General features: G+C 66.2%; 16 protein-coding genes and 2 pseudogenes. 14 read left to right on the top strand and 4 right to left on the bottom strand.

Translation table 11 applies throughout. The features are described 5' to 3' along the window. The first annotated feature begins 64 nt into the window (after window positions 1-64). Together GKE62_RS01430 and GKE62_RS01425 are read left to right on the top strand one after the other, a co-directional pair. The gene (locus GKE62_RS01430; protein ID WP_154690694.1) at window positions 65-1123 is read left to right on the top strand and encodes a CaiB/BaiF CoA-transferase family protein; all 1059 of its coding nucleotides are present in this window, start codon (window positions 65-67) and stop codon (window positions 1121-1123) included. A 9-nt stretch (window positions 1124-1132) separates the two neighbouring features. Beyond that, a complete protein-coding gene (locus GKE62_RS01425; protein WP_154690693.1) occupies window positions 1133-2086 on the top strand; it encodes a bile acid:sodium symporter family protein in 954 nt (317 codons plus the stop codon). A gap of 12 nt (window positions 2087-2098) precedes the next feature. Here the strand turns inward: GKE62_RS01425 and panB are convergent, their stop codons facing one another. Beyond that, window positions 2099-2968 (bottom strand): 3-methyl-2-oxobutanoate hydroxymethyltransferase, encoded by an 870-nt coding sequence (panB, locus tag GKE62_RS01420; RefSeq protein ID WP_154690692.1) that lies wholly within the window; start codon window positions 2966-2968, stop codon window positions 2099-2101. Window positions 2969-3105: 137 nt separating this feature from the next. Here panB and GKE62_RS01415 point away from each other — a divergent pair. After that, window positions 3106-4691, top strand: a pseudogene (locus GKE62_RS01415) (amino acid permease). A 72-nt stretch (window positions 4692-4763) separates the two neighbouring features. Here GKE62_RS01415 and GKE62_RS01410 read toward each other — a convergent pair. Continuing rightward, window positions 4764-5246: a pyridoxamine 5'-phosphate oxidase family protein gene (locus GKE62_RS01410; protein ID WP_154690691.1), complete on the bottom strand. Its 483-nt coding sequence runs from the start codon at window positions 5244-5246 to the stop codon at window positions 4764-4766. A gap of 175 nt (window positions 5247-5421) precedes the next feature. Between GKE62_RS01410 and GKE62_RS01405 the strand changes: the two genes are divergently transcribed. Both GKE62_RS01405 and GKE62_RS01400 read left to right on the top strand, forming a co-directional pair. Next, complete coding sequence (locus tag GKE62_RS01405) at window positions 5422-6120, top strand: hypothetical protein (RefSeq protein WP_154693495.1); 699 nt, start codon at window positions 5422-5424, stop codon at window positions 6118-6120. Further along, entirely contained in the window at window positions 6029-7606 is a 1578-nt protein-coding gene (locus GKE62_RS01400; protein ID WP_154690690.1) for a DUF6504 family protein, read from the top strand. The genes GKE62_RS01405 and GKE62_RS01400 overlap by 92 nt, the downstream gene beginning before the upstream one ends. Before the next feature lie 128 nt (window positions 7607-7734). Here GKE62_RS01400 and GKE62_RS01395 read toward each other — a convergent pair whose 3' ends face one another. After that, window positions 7735-8664 (bottom strand): alpha/beta fold hydrolase, encoded by a 930-nt coding sequence (locus tag GKE62_RS01395; protein ID WP_154690689.1) that lies wholly within the window; start codon window positions 8662-8664, stop codon window positions 7735-7737. 147 nt (window positions 8665-8811) lie between these two features. On the opposite strand from GKE62_RS01395, the gene GKE62_RS01390 reads away from it, so the two are divergent. From GKE62_RS01390 to ligA, 8 genes and pseudogenes are all read left to right on the top strand, one after another. Further along, window positions 8812-10059, top strand: a complete 1248-nt coding sequence (locus GKE62_RS01390) for a putative DNA modification/repair radical SAM protein (RefSeq protein WP_154690688.1) — start codon at window positions 8812-8814, stop codon at window positions 10057-10059. A gap of 127 nt (window positions 10060-10186) precedes the next feature. Continuing rightward, a complete protein-coding gene (locus tag GKE62_RS01385) occupies window positions 10187-11644 on the top strand; it encodes a UdgX family uracil-DNA binding protein (protein WP_230206846.1) in 1458 nt (485 codons plus the stop codon). Window positions 11645-11766: 122 nt separating this feature from the next. Further along, window positions 11767-15390, top strand: coding sequence for an error-prone DNA polymerase (locus GKE62_RS01380; protein ID WP_154690687.1), 3624 nt, complete (start codon window positions 11767-11769; stop codon window positions 15388-15390). 47 nt (window positions 15391-15437) lie between these two features. Beyond that, on the top strand, window positions 15438-16232 hold the full coding sequence (locus tag GKE62_RS01375) for an outer membrane protein assembly factor BamD (RefSeq protein ID WP_154690686.1): 795 nt from the start codon (window positions 15438-15440) through the stop codon (window positions 16230-16232). A gap of 57 nt (window positions 16233-16289) precedes the next feature. Continuing rightward, window positions 16290-16730, top strand: coding sequence for an Rrf2 family transcriptional regulator (locus GKE62_RS01370; RefSeq protein ID WP_154690685.1), 441 nt, complete (start codon window positions 16290-16292; stop codon window positions 16728-16730). Between the two features lie 37 nt (window positions 16731-16767). After that, window positions 16768-18432, top strand: a complete 1665-nt coding sequence (gene recN / locus GKE62_RS01365) for a DNA repair protein RecN (RefSeq protein WP_154690684.1) — start codon at window positions 16768-16770, stop codon at window positions 18430-18432. Next, window positions 18429-19115: a GNAT family N-acetyltransferase gene (locus GKE62_RS01360; RefSeq protein WP_154690683.1), complete on the top strand. Its 687-nt coding sequence runs from the start codon at window positions 18429-18431 to the stop codon at window positions 19113-19115. Before recN ends, GKE62_RS01360 begins: the two co-directional genes overlap by 4 nt. Further along, window positions 19112-21159, top strand: a pseudogene (ligA, locus tag GKE62_RS01355) (NAD-dependent DNA ligase LigA). Before GKE62_RS01360 ends, ligA begins: the two are co-directional and overlap by 4 nt. A gap of 4 nt (window positions 21160-21163) precedes the next feature. Here ligA and GKE62_RS01350 read toward each other — a convergent pair. Beyond that, window positions 21164-21505 (bottom strand): hypothetical protein, encoded by a 342-nt coding sequence (locus GKE62_RS01350; protein WP_230206845.1) that lies wholly within the window; start codon window positions 21503-21505, stop codon window positions 21164-21166. A gap of 190 nt (window positions 21506-21695) precedes the next feature. Between GKE62_RS01350 and GKE62_RS01345 the strand changes: the two genes are divergently transcribed. Further along, window positions 21696-22109: a hemerythrin domain-containing protein gene (locus GKE62_RS01345; protein WP_195908550.1), complete on the top strand. Its 414-nt coding sequence runs from the start codon at window positions 21696-21698 to the stop codon at window positions 22107-22109. Window positions 22110-22113: the final 4 nt, after the last annotated feature.

Raw genomic sequence — 22113 nt, 5'->3', positions numbered from 1 at the left:
CTCCTCGACAGTAGCTTGCCCGCGCGGCAAGGCGAGCGCTTGCTACTGCAAGGGGTAGGCTGAGATGGCGGGTGCGTTGGACGGAATTACGGTGATTGAATTCGCCGGGATCGGCCCCGGTCCGTTCGCCTGCATGATGCTCGCCGATCATGGCGCCAAGGTCATCCGGATCGAGCGACCGGGGGTGGTCGGGCGTTACGGCGACGGTGGCAACCGCGATATCCTGAACCGTTCGCGCCAGCGGATTGAGCTCGATATGAAGGATCCAGCGGCGATTGCGCAGATTCGCGAGCTCGTGAAGACCGCCGATGCGGTGGTCGAGGGCTTTCGTCCCGGAGTGATGGAACGCCTCGGGCTGGGGCCCGATGTCCTCCTCGCCGACAACCCTCGCCTGGTGTTCGGGCGGATGACCGGGTGGGGCCAGGACGGCCCGATGGCGCCGCTCGCCGGGCACGACATCAACTACATCGCGCTATCGGGCGCGCTCCACACCTATGGCCGCAAGGGTGAGAAGCCGAGCTTCCCGGTCAACGCGGTCGGCGACTTCGGCGGCGGCGGGATGCTGATGGCGTTCGGCGTACTCGCCGCCATCCTTTCCGCGAAAAGCACCGGCCGGGGTCAGGTGATCGACTGCGCGATGGTAGATGGCGCGGCGATCCTCTCGGCGATGACCTACACCTTCTTCGCCAACGGAATGTGGCGCGACGAGCGCGGGGTGAACCTGCTCGATTCCGGAGCGCACTTCTACGACACCTACGCGACCTCGGATGGGAAATGGATCTCGATCGGCTCGATCGAGCCGCAGTTCTACGCGCTGTTGCGCGCGGCCGCGGGGCTGGCCGACGATCCGGCGTTCGATGCGCAGATGGACCAGTCGGGCTGGCCCGCGCTCAAGGACAAGCTGACCGAGCTGTTCCTGACCAAGACCCGGGAGGAATGGTGCGCTATCATGGACGGCAGCGACATCTGCTTTGCGCCAGTCCTGAGCCTTTCCGAAGCGCCCAAGCACCCGCACAACGTCGCGCGCAAGACCTTCGTGCGCGAAGGCGGGATCATGCAACCCGCGCCCGCTCCGCGCTTCTCGGAGACTCCCGCGCCACCGGTCTGCCTTTCCGGACGCTGATCAAAGCCCATGCCCCGCATCGATCCGATGGTGCGGCTTCTGCTGCTGGCGATATTTCTCGCGACGGTGCTGCCGGTCGGCGGACGCTGGGCTGGCATTGCGCAGTTCGTATCGAACGCCGCGGTGTTCCTGCTGTTCCTGCTCAACGGCCTGCGCCTGCCACGTCGCGAGGTGATCGCCGGAATCGGCAAGTGGCGGCTGTTGCTGCCGCTGGTGCTGTTCGTCTACGCGGCAATGCCCGCGGCGGGGTGGCTGTTGTGGCAAGGGACGGGACAGGTCTTGCCGCCGCTGCTGGCGCTGGGGTTCCTGTTCCTCGGCACGCTGCCCTCGACCGTCCAGTCGGCAACCGCCTACACCTCGCTGGCCGGGGGCAATGTGGCGAGTTCGGTGGTCGCGGCGGCGCTGCTCAACCTGCTCGGCGTGTTCCTGACCGCTCCGCTGTTCTCGCTCCTCGCGGGAGGCCATGCGGCGGCATTCGACGGCGGTGGCCTGTTCAAGGTGATCGCAATCCTGCTGCTGCCGTTCGCGCTGGGTCAGGCGCTTCAGGGCACGCTGGGCGGCTGGGTATCCGGACATCGCCAACTGGTCACCTGGATGGACCGCAGCTCGATCGCCATCGCCGTCTACGTCGCATTTTCGAATGCGGTGCGGCAGGGCATCTGGGGCCGGATCGATCCCGCGGGCTGGGCGGGCATCGCCGCCGGTTGTGCGGCTTTGCTGCTGTTTGGCTATGGCGCGTCCTGGCTATGCGGGCGCGCCGTCGGACTGGAGCGCGGCGATCGCATCGCCATGACCTTTGCTGGCGCGCAAAAGAGCATCGCAATGGGCGCGCCACTCGCCACTGTGCTGTTTCCTCCAGCCGCCGCCGGGGTGATCCTGTTGCCCACACTGGCCTATCACCTGGCGCAGCTGATCATCGCGGCACCGCTGGCGAGCCGCTTGAAGGCGCATTCTCCTACTTAGGTTTGGGCTGGCCTACTTGGGCTGATAGGTCTGCTCGATGCCGGGGAACGTCCGCGCGCGCACCTCTTCGGCATAAGCTTCCGCGGCCTTGCCGATCACCTGCGCGATTTCCTCATATCGCTTCACAAACCGCGGGACGCGATCGAACATGCCGAGCATATCTTCGGTAACAAGCACCTGTCCGTCGCACTGAGCCGAAGCACCGATGCCGATGGTCGGGATCTCGAGCGATTGCGTAAGCGCGATCGCGATCGGTTCGATGACCCCTTCGATCACCACGGCAAATGCCCCGGCAGCCTCGACTGCCTGGCCATCCGCGATGATCTTTTCGTGCTCTTGCTGACTGCGGCCGCGGGCGTTGTAGCCACCCAGCACGTTGACTGCCTGCGGGGTAAGCCCGACGTGAGCCATCACCGGAATGCCTCGCGCCACTAGAAACGCGATGGTTTCGGCCATGGCGACGCCGCCCTCCAGCTTCACCGCGGCGCAACCGGTTTCGCTCATGATCCGGCTCGCCGCGGCAAATGCCTGCTGGGGCGACGCCTCGTAGGCGCCGAACGGCATGTCGACGACGACGACGCTGTGATAGCTGCCACGCACCACCGCCGCGCCATGCGCGCACATCATGTCGAGGGTGACCTGCAACGACGACGGCAGGCCATAGATCACCTGGCCGAGCGAATCCCCCACCAGCAGCAGGTCGCAGTGCGTATCGAGGAGCTGGGCCTGGCGCGCGGTATAGGCTGTGAGCATGACCAGCGGCTGTTCGGTCTTGCCTTCAAACTTACGACGTTTGATCGCGGGGACCGTCAACCGCTTCATCGGCTGCGGCGTGGGGTTGGCGCGGCTGGTCGCGGTGTCGAGCTGGAAGGTCGTGGACATGGGCCAAGCTTCTAAGGCGCTCGACGGCCCGGTGCAAACCTGCGGAAAACGGGCTTGCGCTACAGGGGCTTGCCGTTAGCTTCGCGCGCAATCACACCTTCTGCGCGGCCATCAGAAGCCGCTGGACTTAGGGGACTTTGATGTTCGGTCGCGTAAAACCTTTGGACGCTATCCTGGCCACGGCGGAAAGGAAATCGCTGCATCGATCGCTCGGCGCGGTCCAACTCACCCTCTTGGGCATCGGCAGCGTGATCGGCACGGGTATCTTCGTGCTGACCGCATCGGGCGCGCAGAAGGCGGGGCCCGGCCTGATGCTCGCGTTCGTCATCGCCGGGCTGGTCTGCATCGTCGCCGCGCTGTGCTATGCAGAGATCGCCTCGATGATCCCGGTGGCCGGGAGCGCCTACACTTATACCTACGCCTCGATGGGCGAGCTTCTGGCGTGGACCGTCGGCTGGGCGCTGATCATGGAATACGCGATCGCCGCCGCGGCGGTGTCGGTCGGGTGGTCGGGCTACTTTACGGGAACGATCCTCAACCAGTTCCTGGGAATCCATCTTCCGGCATTTCTCTCCGCGGGCCCGCTGGCATTGGGCGGGGCGGAAGGCGGCTTCATCAACCTGCCGGCGATGCTCATCGCGCTGCTGGTCACCACGCTGCTTGTCGTCGGCACCAGTGAAAGCGCGAGGGTCAACGCCGTTCTGGTGGTGATCAAGTTGGTCGCGCTGACCGCGTTCATCGCGCTGACTTATACCAGTCCGGAATTTTCGACCGACAAGTTCAACCCGTTCCTGCCGGCAGGCCTTTTGGCGGCTTCGGTACGGGGCTGGGAGCGGTCGGCGCGGCGGCGACGATGTTCTTCGCCTATGTCGGGTTCGATTCGGTTTCGACTGCCGCCGAGGAAACGGTCAACCCGCAGCGCAACGTGCCGATCGGCCTGATCGGATCGCTGCTGATCTGCACGATCTTCTACATCCTCGTCGCCGCCGGTGCTGTCGGCACGCTTGGCGGGCAGCCGCTGATGGGAGCGGGCGGCGTGCCGTTCGAGCCCGGCTCGGCGGAACTCGCCCGGCAATGCGCAATGCCCCAGTATGCGGAGGCGTTGGTCTGCTCGAAGGAAGCGCTGGCGCACGTGCTGCGCACGATCGGGTTCTCGGCGGTGGGCAACATGTTGGGCGTCGCCGCATTCCTTGCGCTGCCCTCGGTGATCCTGGTGCTGCTCTACGGCCAGACCCGCATCTTCTTCGTGATGAGCCGCGACGGCCTGCTCCCGGACAAGTTGAGCGCCGTCCACCCGCGGTTCAAGACGCCGTACATCGTCACCATGATCACCGGCGGGATCGTGGCATTGGGGGCGGCGTTTTTCCCGGTTGGCGGGCTCGCGGACATTTCCAACGCCGGGACCCTTTATGCCTTCAGCTTCGTGGCCATTGCCCTGCTCCTGCTGCGCAAGACCGATGCTGCACGCCCGCGGCATTTCCGGGTGCCGGCGGCGTGGCTGATCGCACCGCTGACGATCGCGGGCTGCCTGTTCCTGTTCTTCAACTTGCCCAAGCAGGCGATGCTGTTCCTGCCGGAGTGGGGGGTGCTGGGGCTGGTGATCTACTTCCTCTACAGCCGCAGCCACAGCCACCTGGGCCGCGGGCTCGTCGAGGTGCACGAGACCGAGATCGGTGAGATCGAGCCCGACATCCCGGGTGTGGCGGATCGCGGACGGCCCTGACCGGAGCCAAGCAAACGGGCCGCTCCTTTCGCAAGGGCGGCCCATCGCGTTGCCAAGGGGAAAGCGCTCAGGTTAGAGCGCGGTCTCGACGTGCTTGCCCGCAACTTCGTCGCGAACGTTAAGGCCCAACGCCATCTTTGCGGTGGCCAGCGCGCCCAGTTCTCCCGACCAGATTTCGGCATCGCCCAGGTCCATTCGCAGGAACAGCAGGTTGGGGTCGGTCTTGCCGCCGGGGAACCATGCCTCGACGAAGTTCGACCACTGCTTGTCGAGCCTGGCCTTGTCGGTTTCCTCGGTCAGCGTCCCGGTGAAGCGCGCGAAGAGGTCGTGGCCCTTGCTGGTGTAGCAAGCTGTCGCCGCACCCTGCCGCGCCCAGCGGCTGTCGCGGGCGGTGAAGAACCAGATTTCGCTGTCGGCATGCTTGTCGAGGCTCGCGGTCATCGGCGCGGCGCCAGCGGGATCGCCGTCGAGCTGGAGCATGACGTAGGATGAACCGGCCAGTTCGTGCCAGAACTTGTCCTTGAGCTCTTCGGCGTTGCCTGCGGAATATTTCATGGGGTTGTCCTTTCGCTTCCCGTTTCGAACGGCAGGGCGAAAGGTTGGCTCCGGCGCAGTCGAGCCAGTTTTCGAGCTTCAGGCCGTTCAGCGTCGCTTCGGCGGGAAAGCCGTTTGTCAAGCAAGTCGAATCGGAACATAAATAGAACACAGGAGTCGATTCGCCGTGACCTTCGTGACCAGTCTCTCGCTGCCGGACGATCCGGTGCGTCCCGCGCAATGGCGTCCGGGGCTGGATGCGGGTGTCCGTCACAGCGAGATTTTCGCTTCCGCCGAGGATGCGAGCGGGGCGGGGGTCGTGCTGGCCATGGCGCGCGACCAAGCCAGCCGGGAGCGCGAGCAACGTTCCTGGTTGTGGGTTCAGGACAAGACGGCGCGGCGGCTGGGTGGGCGGCCCTATCGCCCGGGCCTCCCATCGGATTTGCGCCACCGCCTGATCCACGTTTCCGCCAACAAGCCCGAGGATGCGCTGTTCGCACTGGAGGAAGGGCTGCGCTGCCGCGATCTGGCGTTCGTGGTGGGGGAAATCGCGGGCAATCCCCGCGCGCTGGGGCTTACCGCTTCGCGCCGGCTGAGCCTGGCGGCGGAAAGGCACGGCGTTCCGCTGTGGCTGATCCGCCTTGGCGCCGCGCGTGACCTAGGCTCGGCGCGGATGCGGTGGGAGGTGCGTTCGGCGCCGTCGCTGCCGCCGCGCTGGAATTCCGCGGCGCCGGGCGCTCCGTCGTGGAGCGCGGAACTCTTCCGCGCGCACACCCATCAACCCGGAAATTGGATTGTGCGCGATGACGCATGTCTTGCCGCCGAACTCACCGCCGCGCCGCATCCTGGCGATCTGGTGTGCGCGGCTGGCGATCGATCGCTGGCGGCTCGCTGAGGGCTGCGCGGAAGGGCAGGGCGCCGACGCCCAGCCGCTCGCGCTCGTCGCCGATACCGCGCACGGGCCGCGGATCGAGGCCGTCAATCGCGCCGGGCTTGAGGCGGGCGCGCAGCCCGGCATGCGTCTCGCCGATGCCCGCGCCGTGTGTTCCCAAATCGGCGTGCGGCCGTCCGATCCGGCAGGCGATCTCGCCTTCCTCGAAAACCTGGCGGTGTGGGCGCAGCGCTGGGGACCGCACAGCGCGCTCGATCCGCCCGACGGGCTGGTGGTCGACGTTACCGGCGCCGCGCACCTGTTCGGGGGCGAGGAGGCGCTGCTCAACGACGCGGCGCGGGCGCTGGCGCGGCGGGGCCTGACCGCGCGGATCGCCATCGCGCCGACCGCGGGAGCGGCCTGGGCGTTGGCGCACCACGGTCCGGCGCAGGCGATCCTGGGGCCGCAAGACGACGCGGCGCGATGCCTGGGCGGCCTGCCCGTCGCGGCGCTGCGGCTCGACGACGACGTTCTGCTTCTTCTGCGCCGGCTAGGGCTGAAGCGGCTGGGCGACTTGTCGGGAATTGCTCGCCCCGCGCTCGCCCGGCGCTTTCGCAACCGGCGGTCGGCGGCGGCCAATCCGCTGATCCGGCTCGACCAGTTGCTGGGGCTGCTGCCCGAACCGCTACTGCCGGTGATCGAGCACCACCCCCCGCTCGTCCAGCGCCGCCTGCTCGAACCGATCCGCCATCGCGAGCTGCTAGACCAGGTGGTTGGCGATCTTGCCGAAGACCTCGCGCGGGTGCTCGAAGGGTTGGCGCAGGGTGCGCGGCGGCTCGAACTGGGGCTGTGGAAGGTCGATGGCGACGTCGTGATCCGTCGCCTCGAGATGGCTGCCGCCAGCCGCGATCCCGCGCACATCTGCCGCCTGCTCGCCGCGCGGCTCGACGACATCGATGCCGGGTTCGGGATCGAACTGGTCCGCCTGCGCGCGCCGTGGACGCAGCCGCTGGCGCTGTTGCAGCAGGATTTCGAAGCCGCCGCGCAGGATCACCGCACCAGCCTGGCGGTTTGCATTGATCGGATCGCGGTGCGTCTGGGCGAGGATGCGGTGCGCCGCCCGGTCGCCTATCCCAGCCACATCCCCGAACGCGCCCAGCGCTGGCGTCCGCCGCTGGAACAGCCGCTACCCTCGCAGGGCGAACTGGCGTTCCACAACCGCCCGCTCAAGCTGCTCGACCGGGCCGAGCCGATCGCGGTACTCTATGCCACTCCCGACGGCCTGCCCCGCCGCTTCCGCTGGCGCGGCGCGGTGCACGAGATCGAGCGTGCCGAAGGGCCCGAGCGGATCGCGCCGGAATGGTGGCGTGAGAAATCGGGGGCGCGGCTGCGCGATTACTACCGGATCGAGGACGGCGAAGGCCGGCGCTACTGGGTCTACCGCGAGGGTCTGGCCGGCGACGGACGCGGCGGCGCCCCGCAGTGGTTCCTGCACGGATTGTGTGCCTGAAGCCCTCTCCCTCTCAGGAAAGAGGGTTGGGAGAGGGGGTTGTGCGCGACATCCCCCTCTCAACTTCGGCTAGTTCGCTGCGCTCTCAAGCATGTGCATCTGTCCCCTGAAGCGGACAGAGCGCGGTTTCACACCAGCGGCGTCACCAGGCTCTGTCGCGAGACTTCGTCGATGATGTCCTGACGAGCTTCGGGCGTTTCACCCTCCAGCCCCGCGAACGCGCTGCGCTCGCCATCGTTGTCGAGGAACGCCAGGAGATCGTCGGTCAACCGATCGGTCTGCGTGGCGAACACCCCATGCGCCTCGCCCTCGTATTCGATCAGTTGCGCATGCGGCACCGCTCTGGCCACCGCGCGCGCGGTGGCCTCGATCGGGACGGTCTTGTCGGCGGTCCCGTGGATGATCAGGGTCGGAACCTTGAACGACGCGAGATCGGGGCGGAAATCGGTGGTGGCGAAGGCTTTCGCCGCAGCAAGCGTGGGCCGCAAGCCCGCCTGCATCGCGGTGAACCACGCTACGTCCAGCATCTCTTCGCTGACCGGGCTGGAAACCCAGCCGACCCCGAAGAAGTCGTCGAAGAAATCGGTGAAAAACGCCGCCCGGTCCTTCAACATGGCGTCGGTCATCTGATCGAAGGTCGATTGCGGGACGCCATCGGGATTGTCGTCGGTCCGGAGCATGTAGGGCACCACCGAACTGATCAGCGCGACCCTGCTGACACCTTTGCCCTGGTGCCGCGAAAGATAGCGCGCGATCTCACCGCCGCCCATCGAGAAGCCTACCAGCGCGACATCGTCGGTCGCATCGTAATGCGCCAGCACCGCCGCCAGATCGTCGGCGAACGTATCGTAGTCATATCCGCCCGAGGGTTGCATCGAGCGACCGAAGCCACGCCGGTCATAGGCAATCGCCTTGTAGCCGGCGTCGGCCAGCGCGTTGGTGATCGGATCCCAGCTGTCGGCCGAAAGCGGCCAGCCGTGGATCAGCACGACCGGGCGCCCTTCGCCCCAACATTTCGACCAGAGGTGCGTGCCGTCGCGGGCTTCGATGATGTGCATGAAAGAATTCCTGTGGCTTCCCGTCCGCACCCCAAACTCCGCCGAGGCGGGGCCGTTCCGTTTGAAGCCAAAGGTTTGCGGTCAAGTTTCGCGAGGGGGAGGCGAAACGATGTTGGACTTCGCACGTTAAGAACATATAAGGAACATATGGCTCAACCCTCGCTCCTCGAACGTCTCGGAATCCTTGCCGACGCGGCCAAGTACGACGCTTCGTGCGCCTCGTCAGGCACGGCCAAGCGGACCAGCAAGGGCGGGAAGGGTATCGGCTCGACCGAGGGGATGGGCATCTGCCACGCCTATGCCCCCGATGGCCGCTGCATTTCGCTGCTCAAGATCCTGCTGACCAACCACTGCATCTTCGACTGCCACTATTGCATCAACCGCAAGAGCTCGAACGTGCGGCGGGCGCGGTTCACCCCGCAGGAAGTGGTCGACCTGACGCTCAGCTTCTATCGGCGAAATTACATCGAAGGGCTGTTCCTTTCCTCGGGGATCGTGAAGTCGTCGAACCACACGATGGAGCAACTGGTCGAGGTCGCGCGGATCCTGCGCGAGGAGCACGACTTTCGCGGCTATATCCACCTCAAGACGATCCCCGAGGCCGATCCCGGATTGCTCGCCCAGGCGGGCCTTTATGCCGACCGCGTCTCCATCAACGTCGAACTGCCGACCGACGCCGGGCTGACCCGGCTCGCCCCCGACAAGTCGGCGCGCCAGATCGAAGGCGCGATGGCGGGGCTCAAGGGTGAGATCGTCGAGGCCAAGGATGCGCGCAAGCGGTTCAAGTCGGCGCCGCGCTTCGCCCCCGCGGGGCAATCGACCCAGATGATCGTCGGCGCGGATGCCGCCACGGATGCGGACATCGTCGGCAAGGCGAGCACGCTCTACGGCGATTTCGCATTGCGCCGGGTCTATTATTCGGCGTTCAGCCCGATCCCCGATGCCAGCGCGGTGCTGCCGCTCAAGCGCCCCCCGCTGATCCGCGAGCACCGGCTCTACCAGTCGGACTGGCTGATGCGGTTCTACGGCTATGCCCCAGGGGAGGTCCAGCAGGCTGCGGACGCCGACGGGATGCTGCCGCTCGACATCGATCCCAAGTTGGCGTGGGCGCTGAAATTCCGCGAGCGGTTTCCGGTCGACGTCAACCGTGCCCCGCGCGAGGCGCTGCTGCGGGTGCCGGGGCTGGGGGTGAGGGCGGTCGGCGCGATCCTCGCTTCGCGGCGGCATCGCACCTTGCGGCTTGAAGATGTCGCCCGCCTGACCGTCTCGATCGCAAAGCTGCGGCCGTTTCTCATTGCCGCGGATTGGCGCCCGGTTTCGCTCACCGACCGCGCCGATTTGCGCGCGCTGGTCGCGCCGCGCAAGCAATCCCAACTCGAACTGTTCGCGGCATGAATACGCGCTCGCACACCCCCAGCTCATCCCGAGCGAAGTCGAGGCATCGCGCGCAGCGGACGAACTGTTGCGCCAGATGTCTCGACTTCGCTCGACATGAGCGAGGCTGGGGCAAAGGCCGCTTCGTATGACCGCGCTGCTTTGCGGCATGCACGCACCCGACGCGCTTGGGGTTACGCTGACCGCATCCGACGACTTCGCCGAGTGGCGCGATCATGCGCGATGCCTGATCCAGGCCGATGTCCCGCCCGATCGCATCGCCTGGAGCGAGCCGGGCGGGACCTCGGGCAGCCTGTTCGCGCGCTCCGACCGGCAAGTGCCTGGCCCACTCGCCGATGCGCCCCAACCCCGTGCCGCGCGTGCGTTTGTTCAACTTGCCCAAAGCGCGATCCTGCATTCCGACCCCGAGCGGTTCGCGCTGCTCTATCGCCTGCTGTGGCGGCTCCAGCGCAAGCCGAAGCTGATGGAAGACGCCGCCGACCGCGACGTGCGCCGGATCGACGAACTCGCCCGCACCGTGCGCCGCGACATTCACAAGATGCGCGCGTTCGTGCGCTTCCGGGTGGTCGATGAGCCCGATGGGGGCGAGCACTACGTCGCCTGGTTCGAACCCGAGCATCACATCCTGCGCGCCAATGCGCGGTTCTTCGTCAACCGTTTCACCAACATGGCGTGGTCGATCCTGACCCCGGCGGGCTCGCTCCACTGGAATGGGCAAATCCTGTCCGAAGGCCCGCCCGCCCAGCGCGGCGACGCCCCTGCGAGCGACGCGGCGGAGGATCTATGGCGCACCTATTATGCGTCGATCTTCAATCCCGCGCGTTTGAAGGTGGGGGCGATGCTCAAGGAGATGCCCCGCAAGTACTGGAAGAACATGCCCGAGGCGGCGCTGATCCCACAGTTGATCGCCGGGGCGCAGGCGCGCGAGGCGACGATGGTGGATGCGGGAAGCGATCTGTTCTTGGGCGAGGAACGGCCGACGAGCCTGGCGGCGATCGGCGAGGCGATCCGGGTCTGTCGCCGCTGCGAGATCGGCTGCAACGGCACCGATGCGGTGATGGGCGAGGGGCCGCGCGAGGCTGCGCTGATGATCGTCGGCGAACAGCCCGGCGATGTCGAGGAACAGCAGGGGCGGCCGTTCGTCGGCCCCGCCGGGCGGCTTCTGCGCGCGCATCTGGAGGACGCCGGGATCGACGACAAGACCGCTTACGTGACCAACGTGGTCAAGCACTTCAAGTTCGTGTCCAAAGTCATGAGAGGGGGCGGCAAGCGCCGCCTTCACCAGTCGCCCACCGCCAAGGAGATCGACATCTGCCGCTGGTGGGTCGATGCCGAGCGCGCAATCGTCAAACCGCGGCTGGTCCTCGCGCTCGGCGCCAGCGCGGCGCGGGGGATGCTGGGCAAGACCGTCAGCGTTCAGAAGGAACGCAGCCGCCCGCACAAGCTGGAGGACGGCACCGAGCTGTGGATCACCACCCACCCCTCATACCTGCTCCGCCTGCAGGACGATGCCCGCGCCAGCGAGGAACAACGCTTTGCCGAAGATTTACGTGCGGTTGCGGCGCGCCTGGCGGAATTCGCCTAGCCATGAAGTTTGCCCCTTTTCCCGTCACCCCGGCGAAGGCCGGGATCCATCCAAGCTCGCCGCACGCGGTCAGGTTGGCTGGGCCCCGGCCTTCGCCGGGGTGACGGCCTGTCGGGGCCGTCATGCCCGAAAACGATCTGCTCATTCCCCGGCGGACGATCGAGCTCGATCCGGACACGGTAACCGAACCCGAGCGCGCGCCCTTCGTCGAGCTTGGGCTGCTCAGCTGCTTTTCGTTCCTGCGCGGCGCCTCGCAGCCGCCCGACCTTGTGCTGGCCGCTCGGACGCTTGGCTACGACGCGATCGGCATCGCCGACGCCAATTCGATGGCCGGGGTGGTGCGCGTCCATACCGAAGCGAAGAAGGTCAAGCTGCGGCCGGTGATCGGCTGCCGGATCGAGACCGTCGAGGGCCTGACCTTCCTCGCCTATCCGACTGACCGCGACGCCTACGGCCGCCTGTGCCGCCTGATTTCCGCAGGGCGGATGGGAACGCTCGACGGCGAATGGCAGGCCAAGGGCGCGTGCGACATCTCGCTGGCGATGCTGGCAGATCATGCCCAGGGGGTGCAACTCATCCTGCTTCCGCCGCAAGACTTGGACCGTGAATTCACCATCACGGTCACGGTTCCGAGCAACGTCATTTGTTTTCCATCACCTGGTTCACACGAAGACACGAAGACACGAAGCGAGGCGGCGAGTGACGGTGCTGACACCTTCGTGTCTTCGTGTGAGGAAAAATTCGCCTTCGGCGATGTCTTGCCCCACCTCACGTCCCAGCTTCCCACGCTCCGCCACCTGGCCGCCAGCTATCTCTATAGCGGTGACGACATCGCCCGGATCGACCGGCTTGATGCCCTGGCCAGCGAGAACGGGCTGGGGCTGCTGGCTACGAACGACGTCCACTACGCCGCGCCCGACTGTCGTCCGCTTCAGGACGTGATGACCGCGATCCGGCTCAAGACCACGATCGCCGCGGCGGGGCTAAAGCTTAACCCCAATGCCGAGCGGCACCTGCGATCACCCAAGAAGATGGTCGCGCTGTTCACCCGCTGGCCCCACGCCATAGCGGCTGCGCGTGCGGTGGCCGACGCCTGCGACTTCAAGCTGAGCGAGCTGAAATATGAGTATCCGCAAGAGACCTATCCCGACGGCATGACCGCGCAGCAATGGCTTGAGCATCGGGTGGGGGAAGGGGTGAAATGGCGCTATCCCGATGGGCCACCGTCCAAGGTCACGCAAGCGCTGCAGTATGAGCTCGACATAATCCAGCGCCTCGATCTGGCGCGCTACTTCCTCACCATCCAGGACATCGTCGAATACGCGCGCAGCCGCGAGCCGCCGATCCTGTGTCAGGGGCGCGGCTCGGCGGCCAATTCGGCGGTGTGCTTCTGCCTTGGCATCACCTCGGTCGACCCAGCCCACAACGAACTGCTGTTCGACCGCTTCATTTCCACCGAGCGCGGCAGCGAACCGCCCGACATCGACGTCGACTTCGAGCACGAGCGGCGCGAGGAGGTGATTCAGCACATCTACGAGCGATACGGGCGCGACAAGGCCGGGCTGTGCGCCACTGTGATCCACTATCGCCCGCGCATGGCGATCCGCGAAGTCGGCAAGGCGATGGGGCTGACCGAGGACGTGACCTCGGCGCTGGCCCGCACCGTCTGGGGCGGCCACGGCCGCGAGATCGATCCCGAACATGTCCGCAAGGAAACCGGGCTCGACCTTACCGATCCCTATCTCAAGCGCGTGCTGGCCCTGACCCGCCAGATGATCGACATGCCCAGGCACCTCAGCCAGCATGTCGGCGGCTTCATCCTGACCGACAAACCACTGCTCGAGACCGTGCCGATCGGCAACGGCGCGATGGCGGATCGCAGCTTCATCGAGTGGGACAAGGACGACATCGACGACCTCGGTATCCTCAAGGTCGATGTCCTGGCGCTGGGTATGCTGACCTGCATCCGCAAGTCGTTCAAGCTGATCGAAGACCATCATGGCGAGGCTTACGATCTCGCCACCGTCCCGGCGGAGCGACCCGAAGTCTACGACATGCTGTGCGAGGGGGATTCGGTCGGCGTGTTCCAGGTGGAAAGCCGGGCGCAGATGAACATGCTGCCTCGGCTAAGGCCGCGCATTTTCTACGATCTGGTGGTGCAAGTGGCGATCGTCCGCCCCGGCCCGATCCAAGGGGATATGGTCCATCCCTACCTCAAGCATCGCAGAAGGATGCGGGAGAACCCCGGAACTGAGTTCCATCTTCCCAGCCCCGCGCCCGAGCACGGTCGGTCGGATGAACTCTCCTCGATCCTCAGGCGTACTTACGGGGTCCCGATCTTCCAGGAACAGGCGATGAAGATCGCCATCGATGCCGCCAAGTTCTCGCCGGAAGAGGCGAACCAGTTGCGCAAGGCGATGGCCACCTTCCGCTCACGCGGGATGATGGACCTGCACCAGGAAAAAATGGTCAGCCGCATGATCGCCCGCGGCTACGATCCTGAATTCGCCGAGCGCTGCTTCAACCAGATCAAGGGTTTCGGCGAATACGGCTTCCCGGAAAGCCACGCCGCCAGCTTCGCCCTGCTGGTCTACGTCTCCAGCTGGCTCAAGTGCCATTACCCGGCCGCGTTCGCCGCCGCGCTGCTCAATTCGCAGCCGATGGGGTTCTACGCCCCGGCGCAGATCGTCCGCGATGCCGAGGAGCATGGCGTGGTGGTCCTGCCGGTGGACGTCAATCATTCGACATGGGACTGCACGCTGGAGCCCGTCGAGGAGGTTGCGCTGTCGCGGCCGCGTTTTCACCCCGGGCGCGACCGGTGGCGATGGGACAAGGGCTGGGCCTTGCGCCTCGGCCTGCGGCAAGTGGACGGATTCCCTGAAAGTCTTGCTGCCACACTCGTGCAAGTGAGAGACATGAACGGGCCGTTCGCCGACGTGATCGCGCTGTGCGATCGGGCCGGGCTGCCGGCTGCGCAGATCGAACGGCTCGCTGCGGCGGACTGCTTTTCGTCGCTCCAGCTTCGCCGGCGTCAGGCGCTGTGGGACGCGAGAACGCTGGTTTCCGCGCCCGAACTGCCGCTATTCGCGGCGGCTCGCGAGCGTGAGGAAGGGGCGGAGCGAGTGATCACCAACCTGCCGGCGATGCCATTGTCGGAAGAAGTCGTCGCCGATTACCAGACCCATCGGCTGAGCCTGAAGGCCCACCCGCTCAGCTTCCTCCGCGCCTCCCTGGCCGAACGCGACTTCGTGCCGGCAGCCGAACTTCGCACCCGCAAGTTCCGCTCGGCCGTCCAGGTCGCCGGTGTGGTGCTGATCCGCCAGCGCCCGGGCAGCGCCAAGGGGGTCTGCTTCATCACGCTCGAGGACGAGACGGGCATCGTCAACCTGGTGATCTGGCCCGACGCGATGGAAAAATATCGCAAGGTAATCATGGGATCGCGGCTGATGGAGGTGCGCGGGCGGGTCGAGTACGACGACGAGGTGATCCACGTGATCGCCGCACACCTGGTCGATGCGACATCCTCGCTCCTGGCGCTGTCCGACGACTTGTTGACAACCACCATCGCCCGCGCCGACCACTGCAACAACCCGCTGCCATCGAAGTTCGCGCCGACGCCCAATCTCCCCGGCGAACGGTGGACCCCGCCCGCACCCGGCAATCGCGACTGCGGGTTCCAGCACGGCCACCCGCGCGACGTAAGGGTGATCCCCAAAATGCTCCCGCCCTCGCGCGATTTCCACTGACGACACTTCACTTGGCGTTCACCGCGGTGCTGGCTATAGCGCGGCCCATGCACGCCATCTCGCCCCTCCGCATCGCCGTCCTCGCCATCGCCGCCAGCGGCCTCGCAGTTACCGCCGGGTGCGCCGGCGGAGGCAAGCCCAAGGACACCGCCTATGTCGCGCGCGATGTCGACACGCTTTATCTCGTGGCCAAAGAGCGGCTCGACCGCGGCCGCGCCAAGGAAGCCGCCGCGCTGTTCGATGAGGTCGAGCGCCAGCATCCCTATTCACCCTGGGCCCGCCGCGCGCAGTTGATGAGCGCCTTTTCGTACTACATCGATCGCGATTATCCCAAGTCGGTGCAGTCGGCGCAGCGCTTCCTTCAGATCCATCCGGGCAACAAGGACGCGCCTTACGCCTATTACCTGATCGCGCTCAGTTATTACGAACAAATCAGCGACGTCACACGCGACCAGAAGATCACCCAGCAGGCACTGGAGACGCTGACGGAAGTCGTACGCCGCTATCCCAACACGACTTATGCCGGGGACGCCAAGCTCAAGATCGACCTCGTCAACGATCACCTCGCCGGCAAGGAGATGGAGATCGGACGATTCTACGAGCGCAGCGGCAAATGGCTCGCGGCCTCGCTGCGTTTCCGCACCGTCACCGAAAAGTATCAGCAGACCAGCCACACGCCCGAAGCACTCTATCGCCTGGTCGAAACCTATCTCGCGCTGGGCATTCCCGAGGAAGCGCAGAAGGCCGCTGCCGTGCTCGGCGCAAACTACCCGGGCGACGAATGGTACCAGAAGGCGTTCAAATTGATGAATAAGCACGCCCCGGGAACGCAGGCCGTCTGATAGACTAGCTTGCCGGTTGACATTGCGGGAGCAGCGGCGCTTTGCTGCGCTTCTCCCATGCTGTCGCAGAAAACACGCTATACGATCCGCGCCTTCCAGCACCTTGCTGACCGCTGGGGTCAGGGGCCGGTGCGGCTGCAGGACATCGCCGAGGCGCAGAACATCCCGCGTAAGTTCCTGACGGTCATCATGGCCGAAATGACCCGTGAGGGTCTGCTGCTCTCGCACCGTGGACGCGATGGCGGTTACGAGCTTGCCTTGTCTCCCGTCGACATCCGCTATGGCGACCTCATCCGGCTGACCCGCGGCAGCCTGGCGCTGGTTCCGTGCGCCGCGCGCAACGCGCACGAGCACTGCGAGAACTGCCTGCCCGAGGCCAAGTGCCGTCTACGCGGGTTGATGCTGACCTTGCGCGACGCCACCGCCGAGATGCTCGACCGGATGTCTCTGGCCGATCCAATCGCACTCGAAGCACCCTTTGCCGAAGAAGCCGCCTGACGCCGCGCATCGTATCGGCTAGAGCGAACGCCACGCCATGCTGACCGCGCTCTCCATCCGCAACATCGTTCTGATCGAAGCGCTCGAACTGACGTTCGGCGGGGGGCTGGGGGTCCTCACCGGGGAAACCGGGGCGGGCAAGTCGATCCTGCTCGACGCATTGGGCCTGGCGCTGGGCGAGCGAGCGGAAAGCGGCCTGATCCGCGCCGGGACCGATCAGGCGAGCGTAGCCGCCACCTTCGAGTTCGACCGCCTGCCCGACGGTGTGCGAGGCGCGCTGGACGAAGCGGGAATCGAGATCGAGCCGGGCGAACCGCTGCTGATCCGCCGCCGCCTGCGCGCAGACGGGGGGTCGAAGGCGTTCGTCAACGATCAGCCGGTTGGCGCCGCGCTGCTGCGCGAATTGGCGCGGCACCTGGTCGAAGTCCACGGCCAGCACGACGATCGCGGTCTGACCAATCCGCGCGGCCATCGGTCCTTGCTGGATCGCTACGGCCGCGGCGATGTCGCCGCGACCGAGGCGGCGTGGCGCGAGTGGCGCGTGGCCGAAGATGCGCTTGATTCCGCCCGCGCAGCTGAACGACGCTCGTCTGACGACCGCGACCTGTGGCTGGCGCATCTTGCCGAGCTGACCACGCTGGCGCCGGTGGTAGGTGAGGAAGAGGAACTCGCCTCAGCACGAACCGATATGCAGAAAGGCGAGCGTCTGGCGGGCGATCTCGCGGAACTCCAGCATTTGTGGGCCGGATCAGATTCCGCGCTGGCGAGCTTGCGCGGGGCGGCCCGGCGGCTCGACCGGATCGCAGTCGAGCATCCGTTGCTGGGCGAGGCGCTGGCCGCGCTCGATCGAGCGGTGATCGAGGCGGGCGAGGCGGAGGACAAACTGGCCCGCGCCGCCGAAGCACTGACCCACGATCCCGACCGGCTCGACCGGATCGAGACGCGCCTGTTTGAACTGCGGGCGGTGGCGCGCAAGCATGCGGTGGCGGTCGATGCATTGCCCGGCAAGGCCGCCGAATTGCGCGCCGCGCTTGACGCGATCGAGGCAGGCGAGGAGCGCATAGCGGAACTCGAAGCGGCCGCGAGCATAGCGCAACAGACCTATCGCACCCACGCCGAGGCGCTTCACGCCAACCGCATTGCCGCAGCCATACAGCTCGACGCGGCGGTGGCGCTGGAATTGGCGCCACTCAAGCTCGATGCGGCGCGCTTCCGCACCGCGGTCAGTGAACTGCCCGAAGATCGATGGGGGCCGCATGGGATCGACACGGTCGAATTCCTCATCGCGACCAACCCGGGAGCCGACTTCGGCCCGCTCGCCAAGATCGCCAGCGGTGGCGAACTCAGCCGATTCATCCTTGCGCTCAAGGTCGCGCTGGCCGAGGCCGGCGGCGCGGCCACGGTGATCTTTGACGAAATCGACCGCGGCGTGGGCGGCGCAGTGGCGAGCGCGATCGGCGAGCGCCTGGCGCGATTGGCTTTCGGCGGACAATTGCTGGTCGTCACCCACAGCCCGCAGGTCGCTGCGCGGGGAGAAGCGCACTATTTCATCGCTAAGGCGTCCGAAGGCATGGTTACGCGCACCGGCGTGGCCCGGCTCGACGCCGGGGGCCGCAAGGAAGAAATCGCGCGCATGCTATCGGGCGCGGAAATCACCTCGGAGGCCCGTGCCCAGGCGGACCGCCTGCTGGAGAACGCATGACCGGTCATCCGCTAGATCGTCCGGTGTGGTCGTGTGTCACTGGCCCACTGGCGCACATGGCGTGGAGGAACGGTGGAGCAGTGCGGATCGATCCCGCATACGGTCCGTTCGCAGCAGCGCGCGATACGACCGACGCCTCGCAGGCGGACTTGGCGGCGCTGTTGCCCGAACCGGATGTGGCGATCGCGGTTGTCGAGCCCGATCCTTGGCCGATTCCACCCTCGCTACGACTGGATCGCAGTGGCGAACTTCTGCAGATGGTCGCTGAACGGCCCGTGCACGCTGGCGGCGACGATCCGAGGGTGGAACTGCTCGACGATGGCGACGCAACCGAAATGGCAGCGCTTGCGCTTGCAACCGAGCCCGGCCCATGGGCGCCTCTGACCCACCGTTATGGCGCCTTCTTCGGAATCCGGGTCGACGGACGGCTTGCCGCCATGGCCGGCGAGCGGATGCGGGCGGGCGGTTTTGCCGAAGTCAGCGCGGTCTGCACTTGGCCTGAATTCCGCGGCCAAGGTATGGCCGCGGCTCTGATCCGCAGGGTGATCCGGGGGTTCGTCTCGCGCGGCGAAACGCCGTTTCTTCACAGTTATTCGGACAACGCCGGGGCGATCCGCCTTTATGAAACTCTCGGTTTCCGCGCCCGGCGGACTATGGCGCTGACCGTATTGGTGCGCGCATGAGCGAGGCGGACGTCGCCAACGAACTCATGCGGCTCGCGCGTGAGATTGCGCGACACGACAAGCTGTATCATGCGCAAGATGCGCCCGAGATTAGCGACGCCGAGTACGACGCCCTGGTGCGCCGCAACGCCGAGCTGGAGGCCGCATTCCCGCACCTGGTTCGCAGCGACAGTCCCAATCGCAAGGTCGGGCACGAGGTTGCCGCTTCCCCCTTGCCAAGGTGCGGCACGAAGTCCGGATGATGAGCCTCGACAACGCGTTCGCCGCGGAAGAGGTGGCGGAGTTTATTGCGCGCGTACGGCGGTTCCTGGCGCTGCCCGAGAATGTGGAAATCGCGGTAACCGCAGAAGACAAGATCGACGGCCTGTCGTGTTCGCTGCGCTACGAGCACGGAAAGCTGGTGCGGGCGGCGACGCGTGGCGACGGGGAGGTCGGTGAAGACGTGACACCCAACGTCGCGCATGTCGCCGACATCCCGCAAATGCTGCATGGAAGCGTACCGACGGTGTTCGAAATTCGCGGCGAAGTTTACATGTCGAAACAAGACTTTACCGCACTCAATGCGGCGCAGCAAAAGGCCGAGGCCCGGCTGTTTGCGACCCCGCGCAATGCTGCGGCCGGATCGCTGCGCCAAAAGGACGCAAGCGTCACCGCGGCCCGCCCCTTGCGCTTTCTTGCGCATGGCTGGGGCGCGGCGAGCGAAGTACCGGGGACGAGCCAGTTCGAGATGATGGGATTGATTGCCGGATGGGGCGTGCCGGTTTCGCCCGATCTCGTGCGCTGCACCTCGCTCGAGCAAATGCTGGCGCACTATCGCGGGATCGGCGAGCGGCGGGCGGCGTTGCCTTATGACATCGACGGGGTGGTCTACAAGATCGACCGGCTCGACTGGCAAGCGCGGCTTGGCAGTGTCGGGAAGGCGCCGCGCTGGGGCTTGGCGCACAAGTTTCCGGCGGAGCGGGCCGAAACCACGCTCGAAGCGATCGATATTCAGGTCGGGCGCACCGGCAAGCTGACCCCGGTCGGCAGGCTTTCCGGCGTGCTCGTCGGCGGGGTCACAGTGTTCAACGTCACGCTCCACAACCGCGACGAGATCGGCCGTCTGGGCCTGCGCATCGGCGACCGGATCGTGATTCAGCGCGCCGGCGACGTGATCCCGCAAGTGGTCGAAAACCTGACCCGCGAGGTGCCGCGCGAGGCTTATGTGTTCCCCGATCATTGCCCCGATTGCGGCAGCGAGGCGGTGGCCGAGGACGGCGAGGTTGATGTCCGCTGCACCGGTGGCCTGATTTGCCCGGCGCAACGCACCGAGCGCCTGCGCCACTTCGTCAGCCGCGCCGCGCTCGATATCGAGGGGCTGGGGGAGAAGACGATAGCGGAATTCTTCGCCCAGGGCTGGCTGGAAAATCCGGCGGACATCTTCCGCCTGCACCAGCGCCGCGCCGCGATCCTCGAACGCGAGGGCTGGCAGGACAAGTCTGTGGACAACCTGTTGGCGGCGATCGCCGCGAAGCGTTCTCCCGACGCCGCGCGACTGCTTTTCGGACTGGGCATCCGCCATGTCGGAGCGGTTACCGCGCGCGATTTGATGAAGCGGTTCGCCACCCTGCCACGGTTGCGCGAGGTCGCCGAGCTGGCGCACCGGGGAGACGCCGAGGCGCGCGAAGAGCTGATCGGCATCGAAGGCGTTGGGCCGGTGGTGGTCGAGGCTCTTGGCGACTTCTTCCACGAGCCGCACAACCTGGCGGTGTGGGACGACTTGCTCAACGAACTCGATCCGCCGCCATACGTCGTGGAGACACGCGCAAGCGCCGTCGCGGGCAAGACTGTCGTGTTCACCGGCAAGCTCGAAACCATGAGCCGCGACGAAGCCAAGGCGCAGGCCGAGCGGCTGGGGGCGCGTGCAGCGGGATCGGTCAGCGCCAAGACCGATCTGGTGGTCGCGGGACCGGGCGCAGGGAGCAAGCTCAAGCAAGCCGCAGCCCTCGGGATCGAAGTGATCGACGAGGCGGCCTGGGGACAGATCGTTCGCGCCGCGGGATAGCGGGTCAGATCGCCAGCACCAGCCTGTCGTCGGGCTGCGGGGTGACGGGTACGAACGACGGAAGCGGATCGAAGCCTTCCTCGGTCAGCCTGGTTTCGCCCAGCCCATCCAGCTTGAAGTGGCCGAGATGCTTCTCGTCGTCCGAGCGCCAGTTCTTCGACATATTCAGGGCGCTGAGGAACAGGTCGCCGCGGCGCTCGAACAGGATGTGCGGCGCCAGCCGCATCTGGACGCCGTTGTATTCGGCCGTGACCGTACGCTTGCGGGCGATGGCCTCGAACAGGACCAGGCGAGGATCGATGGTTGGGGTCGGAGAAGTTTCGTTGTGCATTGCAGCATAATGCATGAAGACCGCCTGACTGCAAGTCTTGTCGTCCTGCGCTGGAGCCTTGCCGGCTGGCTCGGGCCTGTGATCGACCGACCAATCTTTGACGCCGCAGCCGCTTCGGCGAACGGCGTTCTACGCATCGATGATTAAAGTCCGCTTCAGAATTCGGTCGTAATCGCAGCGTTTCGGGGAGAAAACGATGTTGCCGTTGGCGAAATTGCAAGACGAGCATGCCGAGCTGGTCGAGATCGTCCAGCGCCTGCGCGCGGTGGTCGCGCTCGATACGCCTCCCGAGAGTGGTGCGCTGCAAGCGCTCCGCAACGAGTTGGCGACCGCCGTTATCACGCATCTGCAAGCGGAAGACTGGCTGATGTATCCGGGGTTGCTCGATAGCGGCGACCCCGCCCTCGTCGAGGTCGCGCGCCGGTTCAACGCCGAGATGGGCAGTTTGGCGCGCACTTTTCTGGATTATTGTGAGCGATGGATGCCGCGGTCGGTCATCGGCAATTGGACCGCGTTCTGCCACGAGACGCGCGTGATCACCGACCTGCTCGTAGAGCGGATCGAGCGCGAGGACCGGGAGCTTTACCCGCTGCTCAAGCCGCTTGACCGCGCGGCATAGTACC

The organism is Novosphingobium sp. Gsoil 351 (genome assembly GCF_009707465.1).
Taxonomy (GTDB): domain Bacteria; phylum Pseudomonadota; class Alphaproteobacteria; order Sphingomonadales; family Sphingomonadaceae; genus Novosphingobium.
This window is presented reverse-complemented; position numbering and strand designations above follow the sequence as displayed.

Coding starts and splice junctions, on each gene's coding strand:
- GKE62_RS01430 (WP_154690694.1), top strand. CDS start 65: ATGGCGGGTGCGTTGGACGGAATTACGGTGATTGAATTCGCCGGGATC.
- GKE62_RS01425 (WP_154690693.1), top strand. CDS start 1,133: ATGCCCCGCATCGATCCGATGGTGCGGCTTCTGCTGCTGGCGATATTT.
- panB (WP_154690692.1), bottom strand. CDS start 2,968: ATGTCCACGACCTTCCAGCTCGACACCGCGACCAGCCGCGCCAACCCC.
- GKE62_RS01410 (WP_154690691.1), bottom strand. CDS start 5,246: ATGAAATATTCCGCAGGCAACGCCGAAGAGCTCAAGGACAAGTTCTGG.
- GKE62_RS01400 (WP_154690690.1), top strand. CDS start 6,029: ATGACGCATGTCTTGCCGCCGAACTCACCGCCGCGCCGCATCCTGGCG.
- GKE62_RS01395 (WP_154690689.1), bottom strand. CDS start 8,664: ATGCACATCATCGAAGCCCGCGACGGCACGCACCTCTGGTCGAAATGT.
- GKE62_RS01390 (WP_154690688.1), top strand. CDS start 8,812: ATGGCTCAACCCTCGCTCCTCGAACGTCTCGGAATCCTTGCCGACGCG.
- GKE62_RS01385 (WP_230206846.1), top strand. CDS start 10,187: ATGACCGCGCTGCTTTGCGGCATGCACGCACCCGACGCGCTTGGGGTT.
- GKE62_RS01380 (WP_154690687.1), top strand. CDS start 11,767: ATGCCCGAAAACGATCTGCTCATTCCCCGGCGGACGATCGAGCTCGAT.
- GKE62_RS01375 (WP_154690686.1), top strand. CDS start 15,438: ATGCACGCCATCTCGCCCCTCCGCATCGCCGTCCTCGCCATCGCCGCC.
- GKE62_RS01370 (WP_154690685.1), top strand. CDS start 16,290: ATGCTGTCGCAGAAAACACGCTATACGATCCGCGCCTTCCAGCACCTT.
- recN (WP_154690684.1), top strand. CDS start 16,768: ATGCTGACCGCGCTCTCCATCCGCAACATCGTTCTGATCGAAGCGCTC.
- GKE62_RS01360 (WP_154690683.1), top strand. CDS start 18,429: ATGACCGGTCATCCGCTAGATCGTCCGGTGTGGTCGTGTGTCACTGGC.
- GKE62_RS01350 (WP_230206845.1), bottom strand. CDS start 21,505: ATGCATTATGCTGCAATGCACAACGAAACTTCTCCGACCCCAACCATC.